Genomic DNA, 23,921 nt, shown 5'->3' with positions numbered 1-23,921 from the left:
GGCTAATTGTCGGCCGCCCATTCCAGCGCATCGACAAACCCGCCCGTCGTCAGCACGGTCGGCAGCACACGCGGCGCACCGCCCGAAGCCGGATAGAGCAGGTAGAGCGGCACACCGGCCTGATCATGCTCGCTGATCAAGGCCGCGATGGTTTCGTCACGATTGGTCCAGTCGGCGCGCAGGCTGGCAACACCGAAGCGGTCGAACGCCGCCTCGACCGGGGTGCTGCCCAGCACCGTCAGCTTGTTGATCTGGCAGGTGACGCACCAGGCCGCCGTGACATCCACGAACACGGCCTGTCCCATGCCCTGCAGCTCTGCGACACGGGCCCGCGACCAGGCCTCCTCTCGCGCCGACAGGCTCTGGGTGCTGGTCGTGGCCGGCAATCGGGCAATCATGACCACGCTGGCAACACCAAGAGCCAGTCCGACCAATGCAACCACACTCCAGGCACGCCCATTCTGGCCGTGCGCCCAGACCGCAAAGGACAGCGCCAGCATCGCGGCGCCGAGCAGCAGCAGGCCGGTCGGTCCGGACTGGATCGACAACACCCAGGCCAGCCAGACGACCGATGCGAACATCGGGAAGGCCAGGAATTGGCGGAAGGTCACCATCCAGGCGCCCGGCTTGGGCAGGAAGCGCAACAGGCCCGGCGAAAGTGACAGCACAACAAAGGGCGCGGCCAGTCCCAGCCCCATGGCGGCAGCTACAAGCAGGACGACCGGTGCCGGCTGGGTCAGCGCCAGCCCCAGCGCCCCGGCGGCCAGTGGACCGACGCACGGCGCGGCAACCACAACGGCGAGGACACCGGTGAAGAAAGCGCCCTTCCAGCCCGGCTTGTCAGCCAGGCCGGCGCCCAGCCCCATCAACCGGGTCCCGACTTCAAAGGCGCCGAGCAGATTCAAGCCAATGGCAAACAGCAGCAGCGCGAGGCTGGCGACGACGATCGGCATTTGCAGCTGGAAACCCCAGCCGACCGGGAGACCGACTTCACGCAGGATCACCAGCATGCCGGCCAGTCCGACAAAGCTGATCAGCACACCAGCCAGGAAGAAGGCACCCTGGCGCCGCACGGCACCGGGGTCCGCATGGGCGGCCTGGACGAATTTGAGCACCTTGATCGACAGGACCGGAAAGACGCAAGGCATCAGGTTGAGGATCAGCCCGCCACCAAAGGCCAGCAGCACCAGCCCGAGAATACCGCCCGACATGACTTGCGGAACTGACGCACCGGCCACGGCTGGAAGGTCATAGCCCCCCTCGCCCGGCTGCGCTTCAATGGCCACGCTCTGGCGCGTTTGCCCGTCCGCGCCCTGCCAGGTGATGACGCCGCCTTGAGCACTGTTGGCGGCAGTGGCTACGGCATAGCCAGGCTCCAGCAAGACCAGGGTACTGCCCTCGCCTGTCGCGACCGACTGGGCGCCAGCATTTCGGATCAGGCCGGTCTGATAGGGGAAAAAGCGCAGATCAGAGATCGCGTCCGTATTGGCGAAGGCGCCGCCGGACAGCTCCAGGATGACCCGGCCGCCTTCAAATGCGAATTCGGCTGCGACCGCCGGATCAGCGCGCGGCTCATTTTCCAGGGCACCACGGATATACCAGTACCCGGTTTCATCCGGCTCGGCTTCCGGCCCGACCGGCAGGGTCAGGGTAAGCTCGCGGTCTTCTGGCACACAGATCGTGTCACAGACCAGCCACGTCGCATTGGCCCGAAACTCGATCGCCTCGCCGGCAAAATCGCTGGCCACCGTTACCGGCATCGGCAGGACCAACTCGCCCTTATAGCCATAGTCCATGATCGTGTCGGTCAGCGGCAGTTCGATCGGGACAGGCCAGACAATCTCGCCGATCTCGACGCCGGACGGCAGGTCCCAGTCGATCTCGACCGGCAGGCCGTTATCGCCCGGATTGCGCCAATAGGTGTGCCACCCCTCCGGCATGATCTGGTGCAGACCGATGTGAAAGCTGTCACCCGGTGCCACAATCGAACGATCGGAGACCAGATCGGCTTCGATGATGGCTTCGCCACTCGACCACGAGGATTGCGCGGAAGCCGGGGCCGTCGCCACCAATCCGGCCAGAGCGATCAGGGCCGAAAGCCCACTCAGAAAACGCATGCACCTACCTCGTTGAATTCCGTCAGGCTTGCCCTGTCATGGCTCGATATAGTCGCTTTTCCCGCCAGGGCGAACCTCGCTCCCGCAACCGTGATCACAAAAGAAAACGGCCGCACCAATCTGGCACGGCCGTTCGCAATTCGGGTCAGTCCCGGGATCGGGACCAGGACCAGGCTGAGTGTCAGCCCTCGGCCGGCGCCTGGGCGGTTGCCACATTGGATGTCCGGCGCAGGATACGCTCCCAGCGCTGCAGCGAAATGATGTGCGAGATGATCGCACCGAGATCGCCATTGGTCTGCATTTCTTTCAGCTTGTCAGCCGGAAGCGCATCAAATTTCTCGGACGAAACGCCCCAGTATTCCGCGACCGTGACCGGGTTTTCCGGATCCTGCGGATTGGCAACCTTGACGTCTTTCTGCTCGAGCAGGTCCAGCGCGATCAGGCGTTCGACGAACGCTTCGGTCGTGCGGGCATCATTCTCGAAAGCAGAGACGAAATCGATGGCCTGGCGGGTGTACTCGGTCGGCTCGCCCTTATCGTCAAAGAAGGGGCGCTCCGCATTTTCCGTGACCACGAATTCGGCATCCAGATCGACACAGACCGTGGACGGCTGGTCGTTCGGGTTGGCCGCGCTGACGAACGGATAGCGGCGGACATAGGCCGGGATGTAGTGCTCGCTGTCGAACTGTCCGTCTTCGGAAACGAAGACGTTCGAGCCCTGACGCAGACCCATCACCAGGATCGGCATCTTCTTCTCACCGAGGAAGATGATCGGATAGCTGCCACAGGCGAAGGAAAACTCGGCGCTGATAGCTGGCACAAAATGCCAATCTTTCAGGAAGTTGAACGGTTGTGAGACCGTGTTCACGCCATAGCCGGCATGTTTTTGACGGTTGAGCGGCTCCACATTCTTGTAGAGCGGAACAGTTCCGGTAAGGCGCGGCTCGGTGGCGGCAGCGTCGACCATGATAAAAACCCCTTCAGTTCTTTGCGCACTGGATAGCGGATATGCCTTGCCCCGGCAACGCACCGGTGCAGAGCTGAATGACCGTCATGTAGCAAGAAAAATGCCGGTCCGCGGAACGGACCGGCATTACACTGTTCAAGAGGCGAAAATGTCAGAAACGCCGGCCCAATCCGATGCCGAATACGACCGGGTCGATCTGCACATCGGCAGCGATGGCGCCATTGATCGTGACGTCCGTGTCGATGTCGATGTATTTGACGTCCACATTGACGAACCAGTCGTCATCGAGTGCAAAGTCGACACCCGCCTGCGCGGCCAACCCGAAGCTGGCATCATAGTCGATCGAGGTCAGGGCCGATCCGGCCGGCAGGTCGGCATCGAAGAAGTGCGTGTAGTTGACGCCCGCGCCCACATAGGGACGGACCTGGCCTTGCGGATTGAAATGGTATTGCAGCGTCAGGGTCGGCGGCAGCAGTGTCACATCACCCAGATCGACATCACCGAGCGAGGTGCCGACAGCGGTCACATCATGCGGCGTGACTCCCAGGATCAGTTCCACAGCCCACTGGTCCCGCACGAAATAGGTGATGTCCAGTTCGGGTACGACCGAGGTGTCGATATCCACATCGCCGCCAATGGTGGCAATGTCCGCGCTTTCATTCGGCGCCACATTGATGGCGCGCAGGCGGACCAGCCAGTCACCACTCTCTGCAGAGGCAGGAGCGGCGGTGAGGAGTGCGGCGATTGCCGTGGTGAAGAACAGGCGTTTCATGGGCTGATCCTTTCGTCCCTAAAAAATCTAGGGACTTTCTGGACCCGCCTGTCCTTCATTGGCAGTGCGCGTTTCGTCGCGCGACAGCCCGCCGCGCGGCAGGCTGTCGCGGCCCATCAGATCAGAACCCGGCAGATCAGAACCCGTCAGATCAGAACCTGTCAGGTCAGAAGTCGAGAACCAGCGCGGCGCGGAAGTTGCGGCCAGGCAAAGGCACCTGGTCCTTCAGGAAGGACGTATGCAGGCGGGCCTCCGCATCGGTCAGATTGCGCGCCTCGAGGATCACCCGCATGTCGCGTTCCGGGAGCGGCTCGAAGGACCAGCGTGCATTGACGATCACATAGGACTGCGACTTGAACTCGAACGGCGCGGTATTGTCCTGGACGTCCGCCCATTCCGCTTCAAGGTGCAGGTCGTGCCCGGCTCTCGAGGCAGAAATACCGGCGGTAAGCGACAGCGGGGGCAGGCGCGGCAGGTCACCGCCGGCATCGAGGCTGGCCTCGACATATTCACCGGTCAGCTCGCCATCAAAGTCCCAACCACCCCAAGCGCCCAGCGGACCCTCAAGACGCCCTTCAAAGCCGGACAGGACGACATCATCCTGGCTGTAGGCAAAGACCGGGATCCCATCTTCCTCGGCACCTGTCGCATAGGCGGCGATGAAGCCGTCATAGTCGGCCCGGAAGACCGAAGCCTCCAGTGACCAGTCACCCAGACGAGTGCGCGCGGTCAGCTCGGCGGATACCGCCCGTTCAATGTCGAGATCCGGATCACCCAGTTCGAACGTGCTGCTGGCAACATGGGGGCCGTCTGCAAACAATTCGACATCGGTCGGCGCCCGTTCGCTGGAGGACAGTGTGACGGCCAGGAAAGTGTCCCGAACCGGGCGGAAGAAGATCGAGCCGGACAGGCTTGATGTTTCAAAAGTGCGGCTGTCGCTGGCGGTGTCGAGTTCGCGGCGCTCGAGGCGCAGACCGCCTTCAAGGCCCCAGCTCTCGGCATCCCAGCGCTCGACAAGGAAAACACCCCAATCAGAGGTCTCCGACGGCGGGACATAGGCTTCCTCGCCAATGGCGGCGAAGTCACGACTGAAGGCCTGCACGCCGGCGGCACCTTCCCAGCTGCCGCCCCACAAATCAATTGCGACATGGCGCGCTTCCAGACGGCCTTCCCAGCCCTCATTGGTAAAGAGCGTGCCAATCTCGTCGCCTTCCAGCTCGACATGCTCATAACTGCCGGTACCGAAGGAGAATTTCACCCGATCGACATGCTCGCCCAGGTCACGCCATTCACCGCGCAGGTCGAAGCGGGTCTGTTCCAGATCGATCCGCACGCTCTCGCCTTCACCGTGCTCGACCTCATGATCCTCATCGTGACCATCGTCGTGTTCGTCTTCGTGCTCTTCCTCACCATGGGCGTGACCGCCCGGGACGCCGTAGAGCGCGTTGGTCTGCTTGAAGGCGACACCGATGAAACCATTCTCGCCGACCCAGGAGATCCCGGCCGACGCGGAGTTGAAATCGAGGCCCGAATTCTCGACCGTGCCATAGGGATGTTCGTCTTCGTGCTCTTCTTCGTCATCGTCATCGTGTTCGTCTTCATGCTCTTCCGCTTCCTCGAAGAGGCGGAAGGTCTCGGACTCGGCATAGCCGGGAATGTCATAGGGCTGGGCGGTCCGCATCAGGCCTTCCAGGTTGATGACGAATTGACCGGCATTGAAACGCACCCGACCGGCAGCGGTCTCGCCGTCATCGACCGAAGTCACGGATCCATAAAAACGCCCCTCCAGACCGTCCTCGGCTCGCTCTTCGGGGATACGACCGTCAATCACATTGACCACGCCGCCAATGGCCGCGCCGCCATACGCGATCGCTGCCGGCCCGCGCAGGATCTCGACGCGCTGGGCTTCCAGCGCTTCGGACGCCACGGCATGGTCGGGCGAATTGGTCGAGGCGTCGATCAGGCCGACGCCATTGACCAGCACGCGAACCCGGTCAGCACCGAGGCCGCGGATCACCGGGCGGCTGGCCGCCGGGCCGAAATAGGTGGTCGAGACACCCGGCTCATGGGCGATCGTGTCGGCCAGCGAACCGGAGAGATTGTCTTCCAGGTGGCGGCGATCAACGACTTCCACCGCACCAACGATCTCGTCGGCGGTGACACCGAGGGGCGCCGATGTGACCACGATGACATCCCCATCCACCTCGGCCTGCTGGGCCAGGGCTGGAGCGGCGAGGCCGGCGCCGGCCATGAGTGCGACTAGGGCCGTGGAGTGTTTCAGGCGCGCGAACATGCAATCCCCGATATGTAATAACAGAACATCCTTAAGGCGTGATATTATAACATTCAGAACTTCGCAATGCCGAACCACTGGGAAATGCGGCGAAGCGTGATTAAATGTTGGCAAGATGACCGTTGATTCCCTCTCCAAGGCGCTTGCCGCCGCTGAAGCCCATTGCGTGGAACGGGGCGAGAAGCTCACCCCCGTGCGCAAGCGCGTGCTCGAACTCGTCCTTGAAGCCGACAGTCCGGTGAAAGCCTATGACCTGCTGGAGGCTCTCAAGCCGGGGCCCGGCTCGGCCAAGCCGCCGACAGTCTATCGGGCGCTGGACTTCCTGATGACTGCCGGCCTGGTGCACAAGGTCGAGGCCCTCAATGCCTTTGTCGGCTGCAGCCATACCCATGACGGGCATGGCGGCGGCGCCGAGCTGTTCATCTGCACCGGCTGCGGCGCGGTTGAGGAACGCCATGGCGATCCGGTCCCGACCAATGCGCCGGACGGTTTTACGATCCAGCGCTCGGTGGTCGAACATTTCGGCCTTTGCGCCGCCTGCCAGCCCGGCTGAGGAGGGCCTCGCCATGATCGAGCTCTGGCGCGGTTGCGTGAACGCCTGGGAATGCGACGAGCTCGGCCATTTCAATGTCCGCTTCTATCTCGCCCGGGCCAGCGAGGCGCTGGCCAATCTGGCCGAGGCCGCCGGGCTGAACCCTGTTCAACGCGCCGATGCCCTCGCAACCATCGTCCCTCAGACCCTGCATATCCGCTTTCTTGCAGAAGCCCGTCCCGGGGCACCGCTCTATATCGAGGGCGGGTTCACCGACATCGATACCGCGTCGGCCGGCATCCTGCTGGTCATGCGTCATTCCGGCACCGGCCAGCCAGCCGCCAGCTTCCGCATCCGCGCCAGCCACGCAGCCCCGGACACGCTGGCGCCCTTCGACTGGCCGAAGCGCTTCGCTGATGCCGCCCGGGCCCTGACTGTCGAGACACCAGACTTCGCCACACCCCGTGGACTGAGCGCTACGCCCGGCTCCCGCCGGGCCTCGATGAGCGCCGCGGATGTGCTCGACCTGACCACGATCGGCCACGGCCGCCTGGGCCAGCACGAGATGGACGCCTTTGGCTGGATGCGGGCCGAATTCCTGCTCGGCCGCGTCTCCGACAGCGTCACCAATTTCGCCTCCGCCTTCCCAGAAGAATGGGACATGCATGCCGGCGAACCATCAGCCCGGATCGGCTCGGCGCTGCTGGAATGCGTCATCCATGTCCACCGCTGGCCCCGCGCCGGCGACGGCTATGCCATCCGCTCCGGCCTGAAATCCGCCGGCGCCAAGGTCCGCAATATCGTCCACTGGGTTTTGGAGCCAGCCACCGGCAAACCCTGGTGGAGCATGGAAGGCGTCGCCGCCCCGATGGATCTCGACCTGCGCAAGCTGGCCGAGGTGGACGCGGAGACGCAGGCGAAGGTGGAAGCGGCTGTGGTGCCGGGGCTTGAGGCTTAGGAAAGCGATGCCGGCGCTTTCCTCCCCATTCAATGGGGAGGTGTCTCGACCGAAGGGCGAGACGGAGGGGTCGGCGAAGCCGATAATCTGACCTCGCAACCGGCGCTCTCGCGCCGCCCCATCGACCCGCTGCTTCGCATCGGCCCACTTCCCCATTGCATGGGGAAGAAAGAACGCACCCCTGTGCCCCGCTTGCCACACATCTCGCCTCAAACGCGAAATCCGCCCTCCCCCGCCTTGCCCTCTCCGCCGCGCCGGGCTACCCACCGCCTCCCGGATCAATCGGCACAAGAGAGCAGATCCATGCGAACCATCATCTAGGCAAAACAGGTCGCCGGCGCGCGTCCTGACCCTGAACAAGCCTCGACCGCTACCCGGTCGCCGCCTTCGGGACTCCGCTGCGTCACCTGCCTGACTTTCCAGATGATGATGACCATGAGGACGGACCCCGCAGCGCCGCTGCCCCCGGGTCCGATGCTGAGATGTCCGACTTTCAAAACCAAGACGAAACGCCCCGCGCCCGCGATCTTTCCAATCTGGAAGTGCTGGCCTATCTGACGCGCCAATGGCGGCGTCGGCCGATCCTGCTGAGCGGCATGATCGTGTTCATGGTGCTGGCGACGATTGCCGAGCTGATGATCCCGCTTGCCGCCGGCCGCCTGATCGACGCGCTGGCCGCCGGCCCTGACAATGGCGCGCCCTGGCCCGCCTTTGCCACCTATCTGGGAGCGGCGCTGGTCTATTACGCCCTGCGCCAGGCGGCCTCGCGCTGCGAAGTGCCGTTTTCCTCGGCCAACATGGCGGATCTGACCACGCACGCTTTTGCGCGGGTGCAACGCTTCTCGCTGGACTGGCACGCCAATACCTTTGCCGGTTCGGTGGTGCGCAAGATCACGCGCGGCATGTGGGCCTATGACAATGTCACGGTGAACATCTTCATGGGCATTGCGCCCTCGGTCGGGGTGATGCTGGGCATTGCCGGCATGATGGCGCTGCGCTGGCCGCTGGTCGGCGGCGTGGTCTTTGTCGTCATGGCTGCCTTCGTGACCTCCTCGCTGCTGCTGAGCCGCTACTATATCCGCCCCCAGAATATCCGCTCGAACGCGCTCGACAGCGAGATCGGCGGCGCGCTGGCGGATTCGATCGGTGGCGTCGCGACCGTCAAGAGCTTCGGTGCCGAGGCCCGCGAGGATGCCCGCTTCCATGAGCTCACCTGGCGCTGGCGCACCGAGACCAAGAAGACCTGGCTGCGCTTCGTCAATTCCTGGCTGGTCAACATCATCACCGACCTGACCATGCAGGCAGCCCTGGTCGGCCTGCTGGTCTGGCAATGGTCGCGCGGTGCGGCCTCGGCCGGCGATGTGGTGGCAGCGCTGACCGCCTACATGATCGTGTCCGGCTATATGCGGCGCTTCGGTGAACAGGTGCAGCAGGTCCAGCGCGGCATGGACGAGATCCAGGACCTGGCGATCTTCGACCTGCAGGAGAGCGATGTCGGTGATCATGACGATGCGCCTGACTTCCGCCGTGACCGCGGTGCGATCCATTTCGACGAGGTAGGCTTCACCTATGCCGGCCAGACACGGCCGCTCTATGCCGATTTCTCGCTGGAGATCGATCCGGGTGAGACGGTGGCGCTGGTCGGACCGACCGGCTCGGGCAAGTCGACCTTCGTCAAGCTGGTCCAGCGCCTCTATGACGTGAATGAGGGCGCGGTGCGGATCGACGGCCAGGATGTGCGCGGCGTGACGCAGGACAGCCTGCGCCGCAACGTAGCGCTGGTGCCGCAGGACCCGGCCCTGTTTCACCGTACCATCGCCGAGAACATCGCCTATGGCGCCCCCGAAGCCACTGCCGACGATATCGTCGCGGCGGCAAGGGCGGCCCATGCCGATGCCTTCATCCAGCGTCTGCCGAAAGGCTATGACACGCTGGTCGGCGAGCGCGGAGTGAAGCTGTCAGGCGGCGAACGCCAGCGGGTCGCCATCGCCCGGGCCATCCTCACCGATGCCCCCATCCTCATCCTCGACGAGGCGACCTCCAGCCTCGACAACGAGACCGAGCGCGATGTGCAGGCGGCGATGGAAGCGGTGATGGACGGACGCACGACCATCCTCATCGCCCACCGCCTGTCGACCATTCGCAATGCCGACCGCATCCTGGTCTTCAACCAGGGCCGGATCGTCGAGCAGGGCACGCATGACGAGCTGGCGGCCAATGATGACGGCCTCTATGCGCGGCTGGCGGCCCTGGCGGCGGGCTGATTACGGCGGGCTAGGATCACAATCGCGACAGTGACAGGCGGGCGCAGCGCGTCCGCCTGTTCGACCGCGCCTGATCATGCTTGAGTGGCCGCCTCACAATTCGAGGACCTGTCCCATGCGTCTTGCCGCTTTCATCGGATGCTTCTTCCTGCTGGTCATCACCCCGGTCCGGGCCGATGACGAGCACCCCCAGCCCTTTGACGGGAATTACGACGCCATGGCGGTGGTCGATGCAGCGATGGCGCAGGCCCTGGCCGAAGAGAAACGTCTCCTGCTCGTACTCGGTGCCAACTGGTGCCATGACAGCCGTGGCCTGGCGCATCATTTCGAAGATGCCGAGCTCGCCGCGACACTGGAGGCGCATTACATCACCCGCTACATCGATGTCGGCTGGCGTGACCGGAACCATGACATCATGCAACGCTTCGGCGTTGCCGCGATCTATGCCACGCCCACCGTCTTCGTGATTGATCCGGCCGACGAAACCCTGCTCAACCGGGATGAGCGCAATTTCTGGGGCTCGGCCTATTCGACCCCGATCGAGACCGCCCGGGCCTGGTTTGCGCGCTGGGCCGATGCCCGGCCGGCGACAGGCGGTCTGGTCGAGAGTTCGCTGGTCTATCAGGCGATGATGATCGAGATCGACATTTTCGAGGAGGAGGAAGGCACGCGCCTGTCCGCCGCCTATCGCGATATCGGTCGCTGGCGCCAGGCCGATACGGCCGATCAGCCCGACAATCTGGTGGCCCTGGAACGCGAGGTCGACAATTGGCGCCGCAACCTCCCGCGGACCGTGTCGCAATTGCGCGATGAGGCACGGGCGATGGTGATCGGCGCCCTCAATGAGCGGGCCGAGGGCGAGCCCTTCACGGTCGCAACCGTGGCAGCACTGGACGCCGATGATCCGGACCTCGCCTTGCGCTTTCGTCCGCACGACAGCGACATCTGGTAGGAGCCGGACGCCATGACGGTCAGCCTGCGCTATTTCGAAATCCACAGCTTCGCCGATCCGGGCCGCCCGCATTCGGGCAATCCGGCCGGCGTGGTCCTGATGGACAATTTCCTGTCGGACAGTGAACTCCTCGGCATCGCCAATTCCAACAATCTGTCCGAGACGGCCTTCATCGTCCCGAGGGGTGAGGACTGCTGGCATCTGCGCTGGTTCACCCCGACGGTCGAGGTTGACCTGTGCGGCCATGCCACCTTCGCGGCTGGCGCCGTGGTCCTTGAGGAAGGCCTGGTGAAAGGCCGGACCGCGGCTTTCGATACCCGATCGGGTCGGCTGGCGGTCAGTCGTGACAACAAGGGCGATGGCTATGCCATGGATCTGCCGATCATCGCTTTCGAGCCGACCGCGAAGTCGGCGGCGATCGAAGCGGCGCTCGGTGTGGAGACTTCACCGCAAGCGGTGTTCGATGTCACCCGGATCCACGGGGCCCGCTATCAGATGTGGGTGATGGCGGACGAGGCCGCGGTGCGCCTGGCCGAGCCGGATCATGGCCGGCTGCGGGCGCTGGAAACCAACATCATCCTGACCGCGCCGGGCGACAAGACCGACTTCGTGTCACGCTTTTTCGCGCCGACTTCGGGTGTCGACGAGGATCCGGTGACCGGCTCGGCCCATTGCACGCTGGCGCCCTATTGGGGCGAGCGCCTCGACAAGATGCGCCTGTCGGCCCGCCAGATCGGTCCGCGACCCGGCGCGCTGGACGTCGCTCCCAAAGGCGGACGCGTGACCCTTTACGGCCACGCGCCTCGCTATCTGGACGGACGGATCACGGTCTGAACCGGGACCGGCGCTATTCTGTCGGTCACCAGCCGCGATACGGGCGCGGGGCCGGACGGATCATGGGGTGGCGATCGCGCGGATGCGGCGCCAGCGGATGACGGTCAAGATCGCGGCGGTCCGGCGCGAAACGACGGCCATGGAAGGCGCGGGGATAGTGGACTTCCACGTCGATCCAGCGCGTCTGGCCGCGATAATCACGAACAAAGAAGTCACCATTGCGAGCGACATAGACCAGGCCCGGACTGCGCGGCTGCGCGGCGATCCTCATATACTGGCGGTCGCGCTCCCAGCGATCCGGCTCATAGGACCAGGCCGAGTTCGGGCAATCGATCACGCTGCGGTCGCGCCTGTCTTCTCGGCGGTCATACCGGCCGCCATCGTAGCGGGAGTCGATCCGGCCCTCTCGCAGGTCCGGGCAGGCACCGGCATTGAGATGCCAGGTTCCGGCGCTGGCGGCACCGGTCGCGAGGACAGAGCCGGCCAGGGCCAGCAGGGCTATGGGAAGGCGGGCTTTGAGGGGCTTCATGACGTGTCTCCTGTAACGGTCCGGCCGGGGGCGCCGGTGTTTGATGGCCACACAAGACCACACCACGCCTGAGCCGCGCTTGAAGACCGCGTTCAGCTTCCAGTCATCCTCCTGAACGTCAGATGTCAGGCGGGGGTGCTTCGGGGGAAGCGCTTGGAAATGCCGCGAAACTGACCGATAAGCGGAAAAATACAGGGGACGGGAGCTCATCATGCGCCATCACATCCGGATCGCCGTACTGGCACTCTTGGCATCAGGTCTGGGCCTGTCGGCTCCACTGGCAGCCCAGGACGGGCCCGTCCTTGCCGGCGCCCCACCTGTCGAAGCTTCAGCCGAGCCCGCAAGCGAACGCCTGACCAGCCGCGAGATCGGCAACTGGCTGCGCCAGGTCGACGTCAAGCCTCCCAAGCCCGGCGGCGGCGCCGCGCCGTCCACGCGCTATACCGGCAATGACACCTGCCAGTGGGCCAATGATGGCGAGTGCGACGACCCCGGCATCGGCACCGGCGCCTGCCAGGTCGGCACGGACTATTCCGATTGCTGGCGCATCGTGGAAGGTGTCGAGGACAATACCTGCCGCTGGGCCAATGATGGCGAGTGCGACGAGCCGGGCTTCGGCACCGGTGCCTGTACCCAGGGCACGGACCTGGCTGATTGCGGTGCCATCATCGAGCTGCGCTTTCGCAATGACAGCTGCGAGACCGCCTTTGACGGTGTGTGCAGCGAGCCGGGCATCGGCGATGGCCGTTGCGCCGAGCGGTCGGACCGTGCCGACTGCATCGGCCGCGAGCGCCCGCTGACCATCAATGACCATTATTTCGGCCATGATGACCGCGTCTTCCACGACACCTCGGTCTTCCCCTGGAACGTCGTCGGACAGGTCGATTTCGACAGTGGCGGCGCCTGCACGGCGACCCTGATCGGTCCCGACATACTGATCACCGCCTCGCACTGCATCAATGGCGATGGCCGCACCGACTCGCGCGGCGTGTTCCAGACCGCCTACGACCGCCCGGGCGGTCCGCTCTCGGCGCGGGTGATCGACCATTTCATCGACCCGGACTGGGACGACCAGCGCTTTTCCTCTGGTGACGAGATCGACGGCACCGACTGGGCACTGCTGCGCATCGACCAGCGGCTGGGCGACACGCTCGGTCATGTTGGCGTACGCGGACTGGTCGACACGGAAGGTCGTCGCGGCGCCATGCAGGCCGACCTCTATCAGGGCGGCTATAGCTGGGATACCGGCGCCCACCTGTCCGGCAATATCGGCTGTCACATGGTCGAGATCGCCAATGACAACACCATGGCCCATGACTGCGACACCACCCGCGGCGACAGCGGTTCGCCCTTCATGGTGCGTGAGGGCAATGAGTATTTCGTCGTCGCCACCGACAGCAATTTCCGCTCCAACCCGCGCGGCCCGATGATCTACATCGCCGCCCGCTCGGAGCGCTGGATCCCCTATCTGGAGGACTTCGCCGCCGGTCGCCTGACAAACGCCACACAGCGCCCGGCCAGCGGTGGGGTGAAGCCGCCGAAATAGGCAAATGGATGCCGTGAACGACCCGGCGCCCGCGGCGCACACCCCGCCATAAACCACTTGCCGAGAGATCGCCGTATCCGTTTCTTCAGGTCAAGGGGCATGCCCGCGGAGCGGCGGCTGGGCCGCCCTTGACCTGAAGAAACGGATACGGCCCGCTGGCTGACAAGTGGTCTATGGACCGCTCCGCGCCGGGCGCGGCCATGCGTTACCTATCCCCCAACAACCCCACCAGCCCGTCCGCCAGGGCGCTTCGCCAGCCGGCGATGTCATGGCCGCCGGGATAGACGGCCAGCTCGACCGGATATCCGTGTTCGGTCAGGGCCTGCGCCATTGCCCGGTTGGTCTCCAGCATGACATGGCCCTGATTGGTTGAGGTCACGATAGTCTCCAGGCGCCCGGCCGCAAGATGAAAACGCGGTGCCTCATCCGGAGCTGGCACCAACTGGCGGCGCGCCCATTCCGGCGCAGCGCCGTCGGGTGCCCAGTAGAAAGAGCCTGACAAGGAGATCACGCCGCCGATCGTGTCGGGTCTCGCCAACGCCGTGAGGCTGGCCGACAGGCCGCGACGCGAGGCCCCGGCCAGCAGCGTCGTTTCACGGCGCGGCGCCAGACCGGCTTCTGCTTGCAGGGCGGGCAGCAATTCATCGGCGATGAAAGCGGCCTGGTCGGCATAGGCATGATTGGCGCTGGCGGGGTCGAGCTGGTCGATCAGGACCAGATGGGTCGGGGGGATATCGCCGCGGGTCGCGAGGCGGGCCAGCATGTCACTCGCCCTCGCGCGCTCGCCCCATAAAAAGGCGTCATAGAGGATCAGGACCGGCGCATCGTCGGGCGCGTCCGGCAGGCGGAACAAATCCAGCTGCACCGATCGCCCCAGCGCCGCACTGTCGACGGTCAGGCGTTGTGCGGTGATCGTCTCGTCAAAGGCTAGCGGTCGGTGAATATCAGCGCGCGGGGCACGGTCGAGACGCAGTAGCGACTCGCCGTCCTGCCCACCCATCCGGGCCGGATTGGCCGGGTCGGACCAGCGCTGCACCCGGCCCTCGCGTTCGACCAGAAAGGAGTAGACCGCCTCGACATCGCGCGGCACCGAGAGGGTCAGCGTCCAGATATCGGCGCCCTCCAGACGGGTCATGGACAGGGTGAAATCGGCGATATAGTCGGTCACCGGCTGGCGGGCGCGTGGCGCATTGATCACACTGTCCAGTCGCACTGACCTCGTCTGCGCATCACCGCGCCAGGCGAAAGTCACGAGGGCGTGGCCGGGATTGTCGGGGTCGAGGGATCGAAGCGGCAGACGCGGCTGTGACAGGGTACGCCAGGCTTCATCGCGGGCATGGGGGCGTTCGGCCAGCATCGCTTCCAGCCCGGCGACCACCGGGATCGTCAGAGCCCCGTCACCGCCTCCACCGCTGTTGTCACTGTGATCAGGCGATTGCGCCTGCCCGGCCGCAGCAGCGGCCATCACAGCGATCCCCGCCATCAGCGCCGCCGCAACACACCTGCCCTGTCCCCTTTGCCCCATCATGCGAGCCAGTCTAGCGTGGGTCGGTCTGTCGAGGGGAGACCAGATGACACTGCTTGCAAACACATTGCCGCAAAACCGCACCGACCGGATCATCCTGGCCGCCTCGGCGATCTTCGCGGCTATCTACCTGTTCGACGATTTCGGGCTTTCCGCCCCCTTCCCGCTCGACGTGGTGATCAAGGCGGCGGGGATCGTACTCCTGGCCCTTTACGCCCTCCGGCAGAAACATCTCGTTCTGGCTGTCGGGCTGGCGCTGGGCGCCACCGGAGATGTCTTTCTGGCGTTGGATGAAAGCGTGCTGCCACTGGGCATTGCTGCCTTCGGACTGGGTCATCTGGTCTATATCTGGCTGTTCGCCCAATGGCGCTTCAAGGCCGGTCCCCGCGGCGGGATGAGCCGGATAGCGGCCCTGGTGGTCGCCCTGTTCGGCCTCGCCATGCTGAACTGGCTGCAACCGCATTTCGGCGAATTGCGGGTCGCCGCCTCGGTCTATAACGGCATCATCCTGGTCATGACGGTTCTCGCCATTCTCGGCCGGGCGCCTGCGCTCGCTTTGATCGGCGCGCTTCTTTTCCTGGTATCCGACAGCGTCCTGGCCATGCGCCTGTTCGCCGGACAACTCGACTGGGCCGGCCCGGTTGTCTGGGTGACCTATTATCTCGGCCAGGCCGGCATCGCGCTGGGTCTGGCGCGGGCGAAGCTGCCGTAGTGGCAGGCTGACCGTCCGCAACGAAAAAGGCCTGCCGGTCCGGTCACGGACAGGCAGGCCTTTGTTCTGGCAGTGCGGCAGGGATCGACCGGCCCGGCTTTGACAGCTAGTTCATCAGGCCCTGTTCGCTGGCCATGGCTTTCATCGCCTTTTGCAGCTTTTCAAAGGCTCGCACCTCGATCTGGCGGATACGCTCTCGGCTGACGCCGTAATGCTCGGCCAGTTCTTCCAGGGTTTTCGGGTCTTCCGACAGCCGGCGCTCCTGCAAGATGTGCTGCTCGCGCTCATTGAGCTCGCCCATCGCCGATTGCAGCAATTGCATCCGGGTGTCGAACTCGTCGCTCTCGGCCAGCTCGTCTTCCTGGCTTTCAGCCGTGTCGTCGGACAGCCAGTCCTGCCACTGACCTTCGCCCTCGGTACCGCGCAGCGGCGCGTTGAGTGAGGCGTCGGGACCGGACAGGCGACCATTCATCGACATCACCTCGTCATTGGTGACGCCCAGCTTGGTGGCGATGGCCTCGACCTGGTCCGGCTTGAGATCACCCTCATCAAGGGCCTGCATCTGGCTTTTCATCCGGCGCAGGTTGAAGAACAGCTTCTTCTGGGCCGCCGTCGTGCCCATTTTCACCAGCGACCACGAACGCAGGATGTATTCCTGGATCGAGGCGCGGATCCACCACATGGCGTAGGTCGCCAGGCGGAAGCCCTTGTCGGGATCGAATTTCTTGACCGCCTGCATCAGGCCGACATTGCCTTCGGAGATCACTTCGGCGATCGGCAGGCCATAGCCGCGATAGCCCATGGCGATCTTGGCCACGAGGCGAAGATGGGAAGTGACAAGCTTTTCCGCGGCGCCGCCATCCTCGTGCTCACGCCAGCGCTTGCCCAGCATGAATTCCTCGTCCTTTTCCAGCATTGGAAAACGACGGATTTCCGACAGATAGCTCGACAACCCCTGTTCGGGTGAGAGCGTCATTGAAACTGCATTGGCCATGACACGTATCCTATCCCATCGAGGCGCCAACCGACATGCGGCATTTGCACGTCCCCAGCGCCTCGTCCGAGACCTATTTGGGGAGCCGATCCGCCGATTGTAACCCCTTCACGCCGCTGTGATGCGAATGGCTGTCATTCGTGAATGGGGGAGTGGGTTAGTCGGGCATTGTGGCGGCGAGCACCAACAGGGTGGCAAAGCGGTCATCTGCGCCCAGTTCGACGGCCTGATTCCAGACCAGCGCCCGGTAGATCGGCGCCCAGTTGGCCTGGTCTGCCTCCGGCATTCCCCGGACCATCAAGGCCATCAGCTGCAGCCGGTCCCGCATCTCGTGCCGGCGCCCGGTATCCATCACCAGCAAAGCCGGCACGATGCCCTCTTCCCACTCATTCTCCGATCGGGTGAGCCGACGCCACAAGGCCGCTTCCAGCGCCCGCCGATCATCGGCGTCGCGAAGGGTCGCCCACAGCGCAAGCCAATGGTCCGCGTTTTCCCAGCGATCAAATCCGTCGATTTCGTCGTCGCGCGTCTGGATTTCGACAGCGAGATTGGCATAGCCCGTGCCCTCGCAGGCAAGCAGCGCTGCCCCCATGCGGGGTCGCCAGCCGCCCTCCTGATGACGCGCAATCTGCGTGTCCGCCAAGCCGTGGCCAATGACATTGTCCCATTGATCCCTTTCCGCCCGGTCGTCACCGCGATCGAGACGCAGCGCGGCCCCTCGCGGCGGTGCATCGGCATGGACGGTCAGCTGCACGGCAGCGCGCGTGCGGGTGCAGTCCCCCAACTCGCTCCACAACACCGCGAGACGAACGCCGAAACTGTCCAGCATCATCGTCTGATAAGTGTTCAGCAGGGATATCGCGGCGTCGCGCTCCCCGGCACCATCCAGATCGCGAATGACGGCGTCGAGCAGATCAGCCGCATCGTCGATGCCGCGCCGCCGCTCGGACCAGGGCCGCTGCCAGACCGCCTCGATGGCCTCGCCAGGTGTTGCACGCCCTTCAGCGATATCGAGACGAAGCGACAGGATGCGGCGCTCATCGCGAAAGGGCAGAAAGATCGCGTCGTTCAGACGATCCTCCGGCAAGATCTCCATGAAGCGGTGAGCCAGGGCACGCTCTTCCGGCCCCCAGGCGACGGACCAGTCCAGCAGGGTATCTCCAGGCCGTGAATTCGGATGATCGAGCAACCACGCCGCGGCCTGATCGCGATAGCCGCGTTCGGCATCGAGGCGGCCCATATCCCGCGCCTGAAGGCGTGCCTCTGCCAGCGCCCATGGCAGCTCGACGTCCTCCAACCGGATCAGGGCCGCATCGAGCTGGGCGATATGGGCGTCCGCCACACGTTCGGCGGCGTCATGCTGGTCGGCAGCAACGAGCTCGCGATGGAAACGCGCTGCCCCGCTCTCACCCAGCCAATCGGGGTGGGCTTCAAAGGCCGCGCCAGATGTGGCGATATAGCGGTCGATCCAGCTCTGCTGCGCGGCTGCATCGATCAACGGCAGCAAGTGCGGCAGATAACTCTCCATCCCGAACAGCGCGTCTTCGCTCCGCCCCTCGGCCAGGGCCGCATCGACCGCGTCGCGGAGCTCAGTGTCGAGGCTTTCAATCAGGGGCCGGCGGTCGGGCGGGTCGGGAAGTGTGGCGAGGTCGGTCAAAACTCGCTCGAGCACCGCGTCGAGCGGCTCGCCATCCACCGAGGGCTCGACCGGCAGGAGGCGCTCACGCAGCGCGTTCGCAGCCTCCCCGGCGGATTGCGCCAGGGCACTCCCGGAAAGCAACACCGCCGCGGCCAGCCCCGCTGTCATCAACCTTATCGACATGCCATCCTCACAACCTTTGCAAATCAGGTTGAAAGACTACACGCTCTCCCGCGCCTGGCCACGGGCCAGCTGGAGTTCGACGCGCTTAAGTTCGCGCAGGATGCGGTTGTTCTGCATTTGCAGGCCCAGCCCGCCCTTCATGAAGAGGCCGACATTGACGGCCACGACAACACCGACGCCCCAGCGGATGGTCATGACGGGATCTGTGGTCTGGAACATTTTCCAGGCCGCCCAGATGGCCAGGCCGGCGCCGATGATATTGACGACATAGGCAATCCACATCACCCAGGCCAGCTTGCCGCGGAACAGGCCGAAGGCCTGGGCGAAATAGCCGGGTTCCTCGGCGAGGTCGCCAAGAACAGCGCGATCATCCGCGTCGAGGGCTTCCAGGATGAGCCGGTCGAGGTCTTCGGTCTTGGTGGTCATAACGATCTCCTTTTCAAGATCAGGGTCAGTCTTGGGTCGGGTTGAGCACGGCAGCGAGCTTGCGCCGGGCGTGCATGAGGCGGGTCTTGACGGTGCCCGCCGGTGTTTCGGTGATGACGGCGATCTCGGCGACCGAGAGCCCGTCCTGGTGATAGAGGGCCAGCGCCAGTCGCTGATCAGCCGGCAGGCCGGCCATGGCCAGGCGGATGGCGCCCGCATCGGCTGCCGTCTCGGCGGCCTGAAGACCGTCGACGGAGGCGCCGCTCATTTCCGCACCAAAGGCATCGGCGGTCCGGCGTGTGGACTGCCGGCCCCGGATTTCGGCGGCGCATTTGCGGGCAACGATGCGATAGGCCCAGGCGGGAAAGGCGGCCGGCTCGCGCAGCGAACCGAGGCCGCGCAGGATGTCGCACCAGGCCTCCTGCATGATGTCGCGTGCCGTGTCGGCCTCTCCGATCAGCCGGCCGGCATGGCGCGACAGGTCCGCGTGCCAGAGGCGGCACAGACGGTCCAGCGCCACCCGGTCGCCGGCATGGGCCGAAACGATCAGGTATTCGGACAGGACGCGTTTCTTGTCACGCGAGGCCATGATCACCTTTCCGGTAGCAGGCCGAAGAACCCGCTTTCAGGATAGAGGTGTGACGTCAGGACAAAAGGGTTCAATCCGTCGGGATCCGAACTCAGCCCTTGTTCGGCAGGCTCTTGTGGAATTGCAGATAGCCACGCTCGACCATGCGCCGCATGGCTTCATAGGCTTCCGACAATTCTTCATAGGCCGACCGCAGCAATTGCAGGCGGGCGACCTCCTCGGCCGACATGGGCGAGCGCGAACGCGCCGCCGACATGGCGGCATCCACCCAGGCAGAGCGCGCCTTGGAGGATGACAGGGCGAGGTTCTGGAAGTCCTCGATACCGACATGATGGATGGTTTTGGCGATCACCGCCTGATTGGCAGCAAAAACCGTGTAGTCGATCTGTTCGAGATGGCCGCGCCGTTTTTTCTGTTCGGCGGGGTCCTCGACCAGGTCAGGCTCGAAATGATCGGATACGCGGCGATAGCTGGAAGTCACGATCTTGCCCATGGCGACACCTCCTCAATGGGTATCAAGGGCCAATTATCGCCGATCAGGCCTTAACGGGCGGTTTCACCCCCGGGCGGTGCAACCGGGCTGGGTGCGGGCCTGCCAGGCAGGCGGGTGTCGGCGATCAGTCGAAGGAATAGAGGAGCGACACGTCGAGGCGGACATCGGTCGGGTCAAAGCCGGCCCGGTCTTCAAACTCGTGCTCGATGCGCAGGCCGGTCTGGACTGCCCAGTCGCCGAACAGGCGATTGGTCAGGGTGAACCGTTGGTCGACCCGCGACCCGCCGCCCACGAATGCCGTGGTCTCCGAGCCGAAATTGGCGGTGTCCGAAATCGTGTAGTGGAAGCTCGACCCGGCCTCGCCGACCCAGTCGGTAAGGGTCTCGCCAGTGAGCCCGGCTTCACGGTAGCGCTGACCCACACCGGCACGCAGCACCCAGTTCGCTTTCGGCGTCTCGACCGCGTGCCAGATTCCGCCGCCGGTAAGAAAGGCCGATTGGGCATAGATCCCGATCAGGTCACGCTCATAGGACCCGCCGGCATAATAACCGATCCCGCTGTCGAGCTCGCGTGTTGTCCGCAACTCGACCAGCCAGTTGTCCCGGGTAGTGTGGGTCGCGCTTTCCGACAGGAAGTATTCGAACTGGCTGTCGATCCGCCAGCCGTCTTCCAGCTCGCGATCAAGCTCGATGGCAAAGGAGAAATCGGTCAGCTCGGAATTGCCCCGCTCGAGCTGGATGCCGGCACGGACATGGCCGGCCCAGCTGTCGTCAGCGAGTTGACGGATCGAGCCGGCGAGCCAGCTTCCCGATCCATCCGGCGCTTCGCCGAGCACGACCGGCGCACCGCCCAGATCGCGGTGTTCCGCGGCCGGAGCTGCTGGATGGTCGGCGAGCTCTGCGGCGTCAGAGGCTGCAGCCGGAGCCGGGTCCGGCAATGGCCAGTCCGCGACCGCCCCTTCACGGCTTGGGAGTTCGGCACGGATATAGGCGTGAACCGCCGCCCGACCGCCCTCGACAAGGACGGAGACCATGTCGGCCGTCTCGAGAAAGCGGGCATCATCACTCTGGCGATCCGCCGCTTCGGCCAGCAAGGCGGTATAGGCTTGCGGCAGGTCAGCCTTCGCAGTGGCCGGAAAAGCAACCAGCGCCACGAACGAAGCGGCCAGGATGGCCCGTGCGCGAAATCCCATCATATCAATCCCGATCAGCCGCGGCCCGGTGACCGCTCAAGTTCAATCACCGGCCTAGGCAATCGGTCTTAACAATTCGTGGGTTGGGGCGTCATCCGTCCGTCGCCAGCCAGCTAGCGATATCCGGACCCGCCGCTATGGAAATGGTAGGGGACACTCCCCGAACCCTTCCCGCCACCGGTCATCACGAGGTCAGGCTGGGCGCCGGATTTGCGGTCCGCAGCGGTTTCGGCAGACCCGGTTTCCGACTGGCGGTTTCCGGCAGCGCTTACATCCGGACCGCCAGCCAGCGCGGCCTCGTCCTTGTTGCCAGGCTGATTGACCGAAGATACGGACCGCCGCGAGTCCGAGCGCAGGTCCGACAGGTCGGGCAAGTCCGGCAGGTAATGACTGCCACCATCATGCGACTGCGCGACTGCCACGCCCTGCGACAGCACAAGCGCTGCCGTCGCCACCAGGACCATTCCTGAATGTTTCATCTCAACCATCCCCGTTGCCACAAGCCCCGGCCGTGCCGGCCTGTGGGCTCTCCTGTCGTGTTTCCTGCGGCCGCCCGGACGTCGGCCAGCCAAGCGCTATTCGACGCGGACAATGTCCCAGTCTTCCAGCTGCCCCGAGTCGCCAAGCCAGCAATCCCAGCGGTCATACTCGGAGCTTCCGTTCTCGATATTCTCGCCAATCGGGTAGTCGGGCCATTCATGGCAATAGGCGGCATCCTCGCCCGACATTTCGTCCGGGTCCTCGTTGAACCGGTCGACAAAGACCGAATAGGACCCGTTGGAGTTGGCGTTGTACCAGCCATCCGACGGCGCTTCAGCGCCGGTCGGATAGACCAGGCCGGTGACCGTGATGTCGATACCCTCGCCGTCGCCCTGGCCAAAGCGGATGGTTGCGGTCTGTCCGGAAAAATCACGGTTGGACTCCGTGCCGGTGGCTTCGAACACCTGGCCGCCCGGCCCGTCGCTTTCCATGGCCGCCGCCGCGCCGCCCGTCAGGCCCAGGGCGAGTGTCATTGCCGTCATCAATCCGGTGCGCATCATGTGATCAGTCCCCGATTTTCCAGGCGCCCCGTCGGGAGCGCTCTTTCAAGGGCCTGAATAAGCGGCAGGTTTTAAGATACCGGTGCGAAGGTCGGTAAAATTCGATCAATCGCGACCGGTCAAGCCAATCCGGCTCAGTCCGTCAGGCGACCACGCCGCAACCAGTCGAAACACATGGCATAGCCGATCAGGATCAAGACCCAGCCGGCCACATTGTACCATTGCGTGCCGAACAGCATGACCATCGAGCCGATCACCACCAGCAACGCGCCGATGCGGGACACCGACAGGTAGGACAGGCAGGGCAGCACCACGGCGGTGACGAAGATGTAGTTGGGCCCGAAAGTGATGAAGGGCGACCACACCGCCGGCGTGCCGATCAGCTGGCGGGCGACGGTATTCTCCATCTCGCCATTGGGTAGGGCCCAGAACACGAAATCGAGCACGCACATGCCGATCAGCGCGGTGATGCCGGCATAGAGGAGCGGAATGGTCAGCCAGTGGATATTGCGCCAGGGCAGACGCCCGGCCAGCGGCAGCATCATCACCCCGCCGACCAGCAGCGACCAGTGGGCAAAGTCGATCGGACGCTGTGCCTCGACAAAGTCCTGGCCCTGCCGCAGCAGGACCTGGCCGACGATATAGAGCGCCAGGCCAGCCAGCCACAGGGCCCGCTCGCCAAGGCGCGGAAACTCCGCCTGACCCGATGTCGCCTGGATGATCATGGACCGTTCTCCCCGTCCGGTTTCGACAGCACACTAGCGAGCTGGTCCGGGAGGCGGAAAGCCGGTTGCGCAGCGGCACGGCGCCGCCTTCCCTGGCACTAGGCGCCCAGCCGCCTCGTGCCCAGCCGGTCAAATCGTGCCAGCGCTGCATCCGGCCATTCGTCCGTCATGTCGTAAAAGACCCGGCATTGCCCCGCCTCGTCGGGGATGGGCGTAAATGGCAGGGCCGAACGCGTGAAGATGTGCATGTCCGGCGGGCAGCGCTCCGGCTCGTCCAACGTGGCAACGCGGATGAAGACCATCACCTCGCGGCGTCCATAATCGCTCCACACGGCATTTCCGCATGAGCCGCAGCGCCAGATATCATGCGGCTTGCCGCTGCCGGTCTGCTGCGTATGCCGCACCGGTTCACCGGCAACCAGCTCGACCTCGGACCGTTCGATCAGCGCGTTGATGGCATAGGGACCGCCGGTCTGCTTGCGACAATCGCGGCAATGGCAGGCATGCACGAACATCGGATCCCGCCGCAGGCGATACTGAACCGCGCCGCAAAAGCAGGAGCCAGTGTGGCCCGTCTCGTTGGTCATGGGGCTGTCCTCGGTTGTGCCGGGCCGACTGTGCGGCTCTGCCGAACCGCTG

Annotated in this window: 23 protein-coding genes; 7 read left to right on the top strand and 16 right to left on the bottom strand. The window is 64.6% G+C overall.

Features of this window, described 5'->3' with window-relative positions:
* Nucleotides 1-2: 2 nt before the first annotated feature.
* From MMAR10_RS03105 to MMAR10_RS03090, 4 genes are all read right to left on the bottom strand, one after another.
* The gene (locus tag MMAR10_RS03105) at nt 3-2,117 is read right to left on the bottom strand and encodes a protein-disulfide reductase DsbD family protein (RefSeq protein ID WP_011642537.1); all 2,115 of its coding nucleotides are present in this window, start codon (nt 2,115-2,117) and stop codon (nt 3-5) included.
* A 181-nt stretch (nt 2,118-2,298) separates the two neighbouring features.
* Nucleotides 2,299-3,084 carry a SapC family protein gene (locus MMAR10_RS03100; protein WP_011642536.1) on the bottom strand — a complete coding sequence of 262 codons (786 nt, stop codon included), beginning with the start codon at nt 3,082-3,084 and terminating at the stop codon, nt 2,299-2,301.
* Nucleotides 3,085-3,235: 151 nt separating this feature from the next.
* Nucleotides 3,236-3,856 carry an OmpW/AlkL family protein gene (locus MMAR10_RS03095; RefSeq protein WP_011642535.1) on the bottom strand — a complete coding sequence of 207 codons (621 nt, stop codon included), beginning with the start codon at nt 3,854-3,856 and terminating at the stop codon, nt 3,236-3,238.
* 166 nt (nt 3,857-4,022) lie between these two features.
* Nucleotides 4,023-6,149 (bottom strand): TonB-dependent receptor, encoded by a 2,127-nt coding sequence (locus MMAR10_RS03090; protein WP_011642534.1) that lies wholly within the window; start codon nt 6,147-6,149, stop codon nt 4,023-4,025.
* A gap of 115 nt (nt 6,150-6,264) precedes the next feature.
* Here MMAR10_RS03090 and MMAR10_RS03085 point away from each other — a divergent pair, with 115 nt between their 5' ends.
* The 5 genes from MMAR10_RS03085 to MMAR10_RS03065 all read left to right on the top strand — a co-directional run bounded on the left by MMAR10_RS03085 (nt 6,265) and on the right by MMAR10_RS03065 (nt 11,689).
* Entirely contained in the window at nt 6,265-6,702 is a 438-nt protein-coding gene (locus MMAR10_RS03085; protein WP_011642533.1) for a transcriptional repressor, read from the top strand.
* Between the two features lie 13 nt (nt 6,703-6,715).
* Nucleotides 6,716-7,639 carry a thioesterase family protein gene (locus tag MMAR10_RS03080; protein WP_011642532.1) on the top strand — a complete coding sequence of 308 codons (924 nt, stop codon included), beginning with the start codon at nt 6,716-6,718 and terminating at the stop codon, nt 7,637-7,639.
* Nucleotides 7,640-8,121: 482 nt separating this feature from the next.
* Entirely contained in the window at nt 8,122-9,903 is a 1,782-nt protein-coding gene (locus MMAR10_RS03075; protein ID WP_011642531.1) for an ABC transporter ATP-binding protein, read from the top strand.
* 115 nt (nt 9,904-10,018) lie between these two features.
* The gene (locus tag MMAR10_RS15975) at nt 10,019-10,855 is read left to right on the top strand and encodes a thioredoxin family protein (protein ID WP_011642530.1); all 837 of its coding nucleotides are present in this window, start codon (nt 10,019-10,021) and stop codon (nt 10,853-10,855) included.
* Nucleotides 10,856-10,867: 12 nt separating this feature from the next.
* The gene (locus MMAR10_RS03065) at nt 10,868-11,689 is read left to right on the top strand and encodes a PhzF family phenazine biosynthesis protein (RefSeq protein ID WP_011642529.1); all 822 of its coding nucleotides are present in this window, start codon (nt 10,868-10,870) and stop codon (nt 11,687-11,689) included.
* A gap of 25 nt (nt 11,690-11,714) precedes the next feature.
* Here MMAR10_RS03065 and MMAR10_RS15970 read toward each other — a convergent pair whose 3' ends face one another.
* Nucleotides 11,715-12,218 (bottom strand): hypothetical protein, encoded by a 504-nt coding sequence (locus MMAR10_RS15970; protein ID WP_011642528.1) that lies wholly within the window; start codon nt 12,216-12,218, stop codon nt 11,715-11,717.
* 211 nt (nt 12,219-12,429) lie between these two features.
* Here MMAR10_RS15970 and MMAR10_RS03055 point away from each other — a divergent pair, with 211 nt between their 5' ends.
* Nucleotides 12,430-13,764 carry a trypsin-like serine peptidase gene (locus tag MMAR10_RS03055; protein WP_011642527.1) on the top strand — a complete coding sequence of 445 codons (1,335 nt, stop codon included), beginning with the start codon at nt 12,430-12,432 and terminating at the stop codon, nt 13,762-13,764.
* A 205-nt stretch (nt 13,765-13,969) separates the two neighbouring features.
* Here MMAR10_RS03055 and MMAR10_RS03050 read toward each other — a convergent pair whose 3' ends face one another.
* Nucleotides 13,970-15,247 (bottom strand): alpha/beta hydrolase-fold protein, encoded by a 1,278-nt coding sequence (locus MMAR10_RS03050; RefSeq protein ID WP_041636730.1) that lies wholly within the window; start codon nt 15,245-15,247, stop codon nt 13,970-13,972.
* 88 nt (nt 15,248-15,335) lie between these two features.
* Between MMAR10_RS03050 and MMAR10_RS03045 the strand changes: the two genes are divergently transcribed.
* Nucleotides 15,336-16,001, top strand: a complete 666-nt coding sequence (locus tag MMAR10_RS03045; RefSeq protein ID WP_011642525.1) for a lysoplasmalogenase — start codon at nt 15,336-15,338, stop codon at nt 15,999-16,001.
* A 106-nt stretch (nt 16,002-16,107) separates the two neighbouring features.
* On the opposite strand, the gene rpoH is transcribed toward MMAR10_RS03045, so the two are convergent.
* The 10 genes from rpoH to MMAR10_RS02995 all read right to left on the bottom strand — a co-directional run bounded on the left by rpoH (nt 16,108) and on the right by MMAR10_RS02995 (nt 23,869).
* A complete protein-coding gene (gene rpoH / locus MMAR10_RS03040) occupies nt 16,108-16,995 on the bottom strand; it encodes an RNA polymerase sigma factor RpoH (protein WP_011642524.1) in 888 nt (295 codons plus the stop codon).
* Between the two features lie 157 nt (nt 16,996-17,152).
* Entirely contained in the window at nt 17,153-18,802 is a 1,650-nt protein-coding gene (locus MMAR10_RS03035) for a hypothetical protein (protein ID WP_041636729.1), read from the bottom strand.
* Between the two features lie 51 nt (nt 18,803-18,853).
* The gene (locus MMAR10_RS03030; protein ID WP_011642522.1) at nt 18,854-19,243 is read right to left on the bottom strand and encodes a DUF6768 family protein; all 390 of its coding nucleotides are present in this window, start codon (nt 19,241-19,243) and stop codon (nt 18,854-18,856) included.
* Nucleotides 19,244-19,268: 25 nt separating this feature from the next.
* Nucleotides 19,269-19,832 (bottom strand): RNA polymerase sigma factor, encoded by a 564-nt coding sequence (locus MMAR10_RS03025; protein ID WP_011642521.1) that lies wholly within the window; start codon nt 19,830-19,832, stop codon nt 19,269-19,271.
* A 91-nt stretch (nt 19,833-19,923) separates the two neighbouring features.
* Entirely contained in the window at nt 19,924-20,325 is a 402-nt protein-coding gene (locus tag MMAR10_RS03020) for a hypothetical protein (RefSeq protein ID WP_011642520.1), read from the bottom strand.
* Between the two features lie 124 nt (nt 20,326-20,449).
* Nucleotides 20,450-21,520: a DUF481 domain-containing protein gene (locus tag MMAR10_RS03015; protein WP_011642519.1), complete on the bottom strand. Its 1,071-nt coding sequence runs from the start codon at nt 21,518-21,520 to the stop codon at nt 20,450-20,452.
* Nucleotides 21,521-21,630: 110 nt separating this feature from the next.
* Nucleotides 21,631-21,996: a hypothetical protein gene (locus MMAR10_RS03010; RefSeq protein WP_011642518.1), complete on the bottom strand. Its 366-nt coding sequence runs from the start codon at nt 21,994-21,996 to the stop codon at nt 21,631-21,633.
* 96 nt (nt 21,997-22,092) lie between these two features.
* Nucleotides 22,093-22,557, bottom strand: coding sequence for a hypothetical protein (locus tag MMAR10_RS03005; protein ID WP_011642517.1), 465 nt, complete (start codon nt 22,555-22,557; stop codon nt 22,093-22,095).
* A gap of 134 nt (nt 22,558-22,691) precedes the next feature.
* Nucleotides 22,692-23,282, bottom strand: coding sequence for a hypothetical protein (locus MMAR10_RS03000; protein WP_011642516.1), 591 nt, complete (start codon nt 23,280-23,282; stop codon nt 22,692-22,694).
* Nucleotides 23,283-23,380: 98 nt separating this feature from the next.
* Entirely contained in the window at nt 23,381-23,869 is a 489-nt protein-coding gene (locus MMAR10_RS02995) for a GFA family protein (RefSeq protein ID WP_011642515.1), read from the bottom strand.
* Nucleotides 23,870-23,921 lie beyond the last annotated feature (52 nt).

The sequence above is a fragment of the Maricaulis maris MCS10 genome (assembly GCF_000014745.1).
Lineage (GTDB): Bacteria > Pseudomonadota > Alphaproteobacteria > Caulobacterales > Maricaulaceae > Maricaulis > Maricaulis maris_A.
The sequence above is the reverse complement of the archived record's forward strand: the minus strand, read 5'-3'. Positions and strand labels throughout refer to the sequence as shown.

Excerpts from the sequence above, each read along its gene's own strand:
- MMAR10_RS03105 (WP_011642537.1), bottom strand. The coding sequence starts at position 2,117 with ATGCGTTTTCTGAGTGGGCTTTCGGCCCTGATCGCTCTGGCCGGATTG.
- MMAR10_RS03100 (WP_011642536.1), bottom strand. The coding sequence starts at position 3,084 with ATGGTCGACGCTGCCGCCACCGAGCCGCGCCTTACCGGAACTGTTCCG.
- MMAR10_RS03095 (WP_011642535.1), bottom strand. The coding sequence starts at position 3,856 with ATGAAACGCCTGTTCTTCACCACGGCAATCGCCGCACTCCTCACCGCC.
- MMAR10_RS03090 (WP_011642534.1), bottom strand. The coding sequence starts at position 6,149 with ATGTTCGCGCGCCTGAAACACTCCACGGCCCTAGTCGCACTCATGGCC.
- MMAR10_RS03085 (WP_011642533.1), top strand. The coding sequence starts at position 6,265 with ATGACCGTTGATTCCCTCTCCAAGGCGCTTGCCGCCGCTGAAGCCCAT.
- MMAR10_RS03080 (WP_011642532.1), top strand. The coding sequence starts at position 6,716 with ATGATCGAGCTCTGGCGCGGTTGCGTGAACGCCTGGGAATGCGACGAG.
- MMAR10_RS03075 (WP_011642531.1), top strand. The coding sequence starts at position 8,122 with ATGTCCGACTTTCAAAACCAAGACGAAACGCCCCGCGCCCGCGATCTT.
- MMAR10_RS15975 (WP_011642530.1), top strand. The coding sequence starts at position 10,019 with ATGCGTCTTGCCGCTTTCATCGGATGCTTCTTCCTGCTGGTCATCACC.
- MMAR10_RS03065 (WP_011642529.1), top strand. The coding sequence starts at position 10,868 with ATGACGGTCAGCCTGCGCTATTTCGAAATCCACAGCTTCGCCGATCCG.
- MMAR10_RS15970 (WP_011642528.1), bottom strand. The coding sequence starts at position 12,218 with ATGAAGCCCCTCAAAGCCCGCCTTCCCATAGCCCTGCTGGCCCTGGCC.
- MMAR10_RS03055 (WP_011642527.1), top strand. The coding sequence starts at position 12,430 with ATGCGCCATCACATCCGGATCGCCGTACTGGCACTCTTGGCATCAGGT.
- MMAR10_RS03050 (WP_041636730.1), bottom strand. The coding sequence starts at position 15,247 with ATGGCGGGGATCGCTGTGATGGCCGCTGCTGCGGCCGGGCAGGCGCAA.
- MMAR10_RS03045 (WP_011642525.1), top strand. The coding sequence starts at position 15,336 with ATGACACTGCTTGCAAACACATTGCCGCAAAACCGCACCGACCGGATC.
- rpoH (WP_011642524.1), bottom strand. The coding sequence starts at position 16,995 with ATGGCCAATGCAGTTTCAATGACGCTCTCACCCGAACAGGGGTTGTCG.
- MMAR10_RS03035 (WP_041636729.1), bottom strand. The coding sequence starts at position 18,802 with ATGACAGCGGGGCTGGCCGCGGCGGTGTTGCTTTCCGGGAGTGCCCTG.
- MMAR10_RS03030 (WP_011642522.1), bottom strand. The coding sequence starts at position 19,243 with ATGACCACCAAGACCGAAGACCTCGACCGGCTCATCCTGGAAGCCCTC.
- MMAR10_RS03025 (WP_011642521.1), bottom strand. The coding sequence starts at position 19,832 with ATGGCCTCGCGTGACAAGAAACGCGTCCTGTCCGAATACCTGATCGTT.
- MMAR10_RS03020 (WP_011642520.1), bottom strand. The coding sequence starts at position 20,325 with ATGGGCAAGATCGTGACTTCCAGCTATCGCCGCGTATCCGATCATTTC.
- MMAR10_RS03015 (WP_011642519.1), bottom strand. The coding sequence starts at position 21,520 with ATGATGGGATTTCGCGCACGGGCCATCCTGGCCGCTTCGTTCGTGGCG.
- MMAR10_RS03010 (WP_011642518.1), bottom strand. The coding sequence starts at position 21,996 with ATGAAACATTCAGGAATGGTCCTGGTGGCGACGGCAGCGCTTGTGCTG.
- MMAR10_RS03005 (WP_011642517.1), bottom strand. The coding sequence starts at position 22,557 with ATGATGCGCACCGGATTGATGACGGCAATGACACTCGCCCTGGGCCTG.
- MMAR10_RS03000 (WP_011642516.1), bottom strand. The coding sequence starts at position 23,282 with ATGATCATCCAGGCGACATCGGGTCAGGCGGAGTTTCCGCGCCTTGGC.
- MMAR10_RS02995 (WP_011642515.1), bottom strand. The coding sequence starts at position 23,869 with ATGACCAACGAGACGGGCCACACTGGCTCCTGCTTTTGCGGCGCGGTT.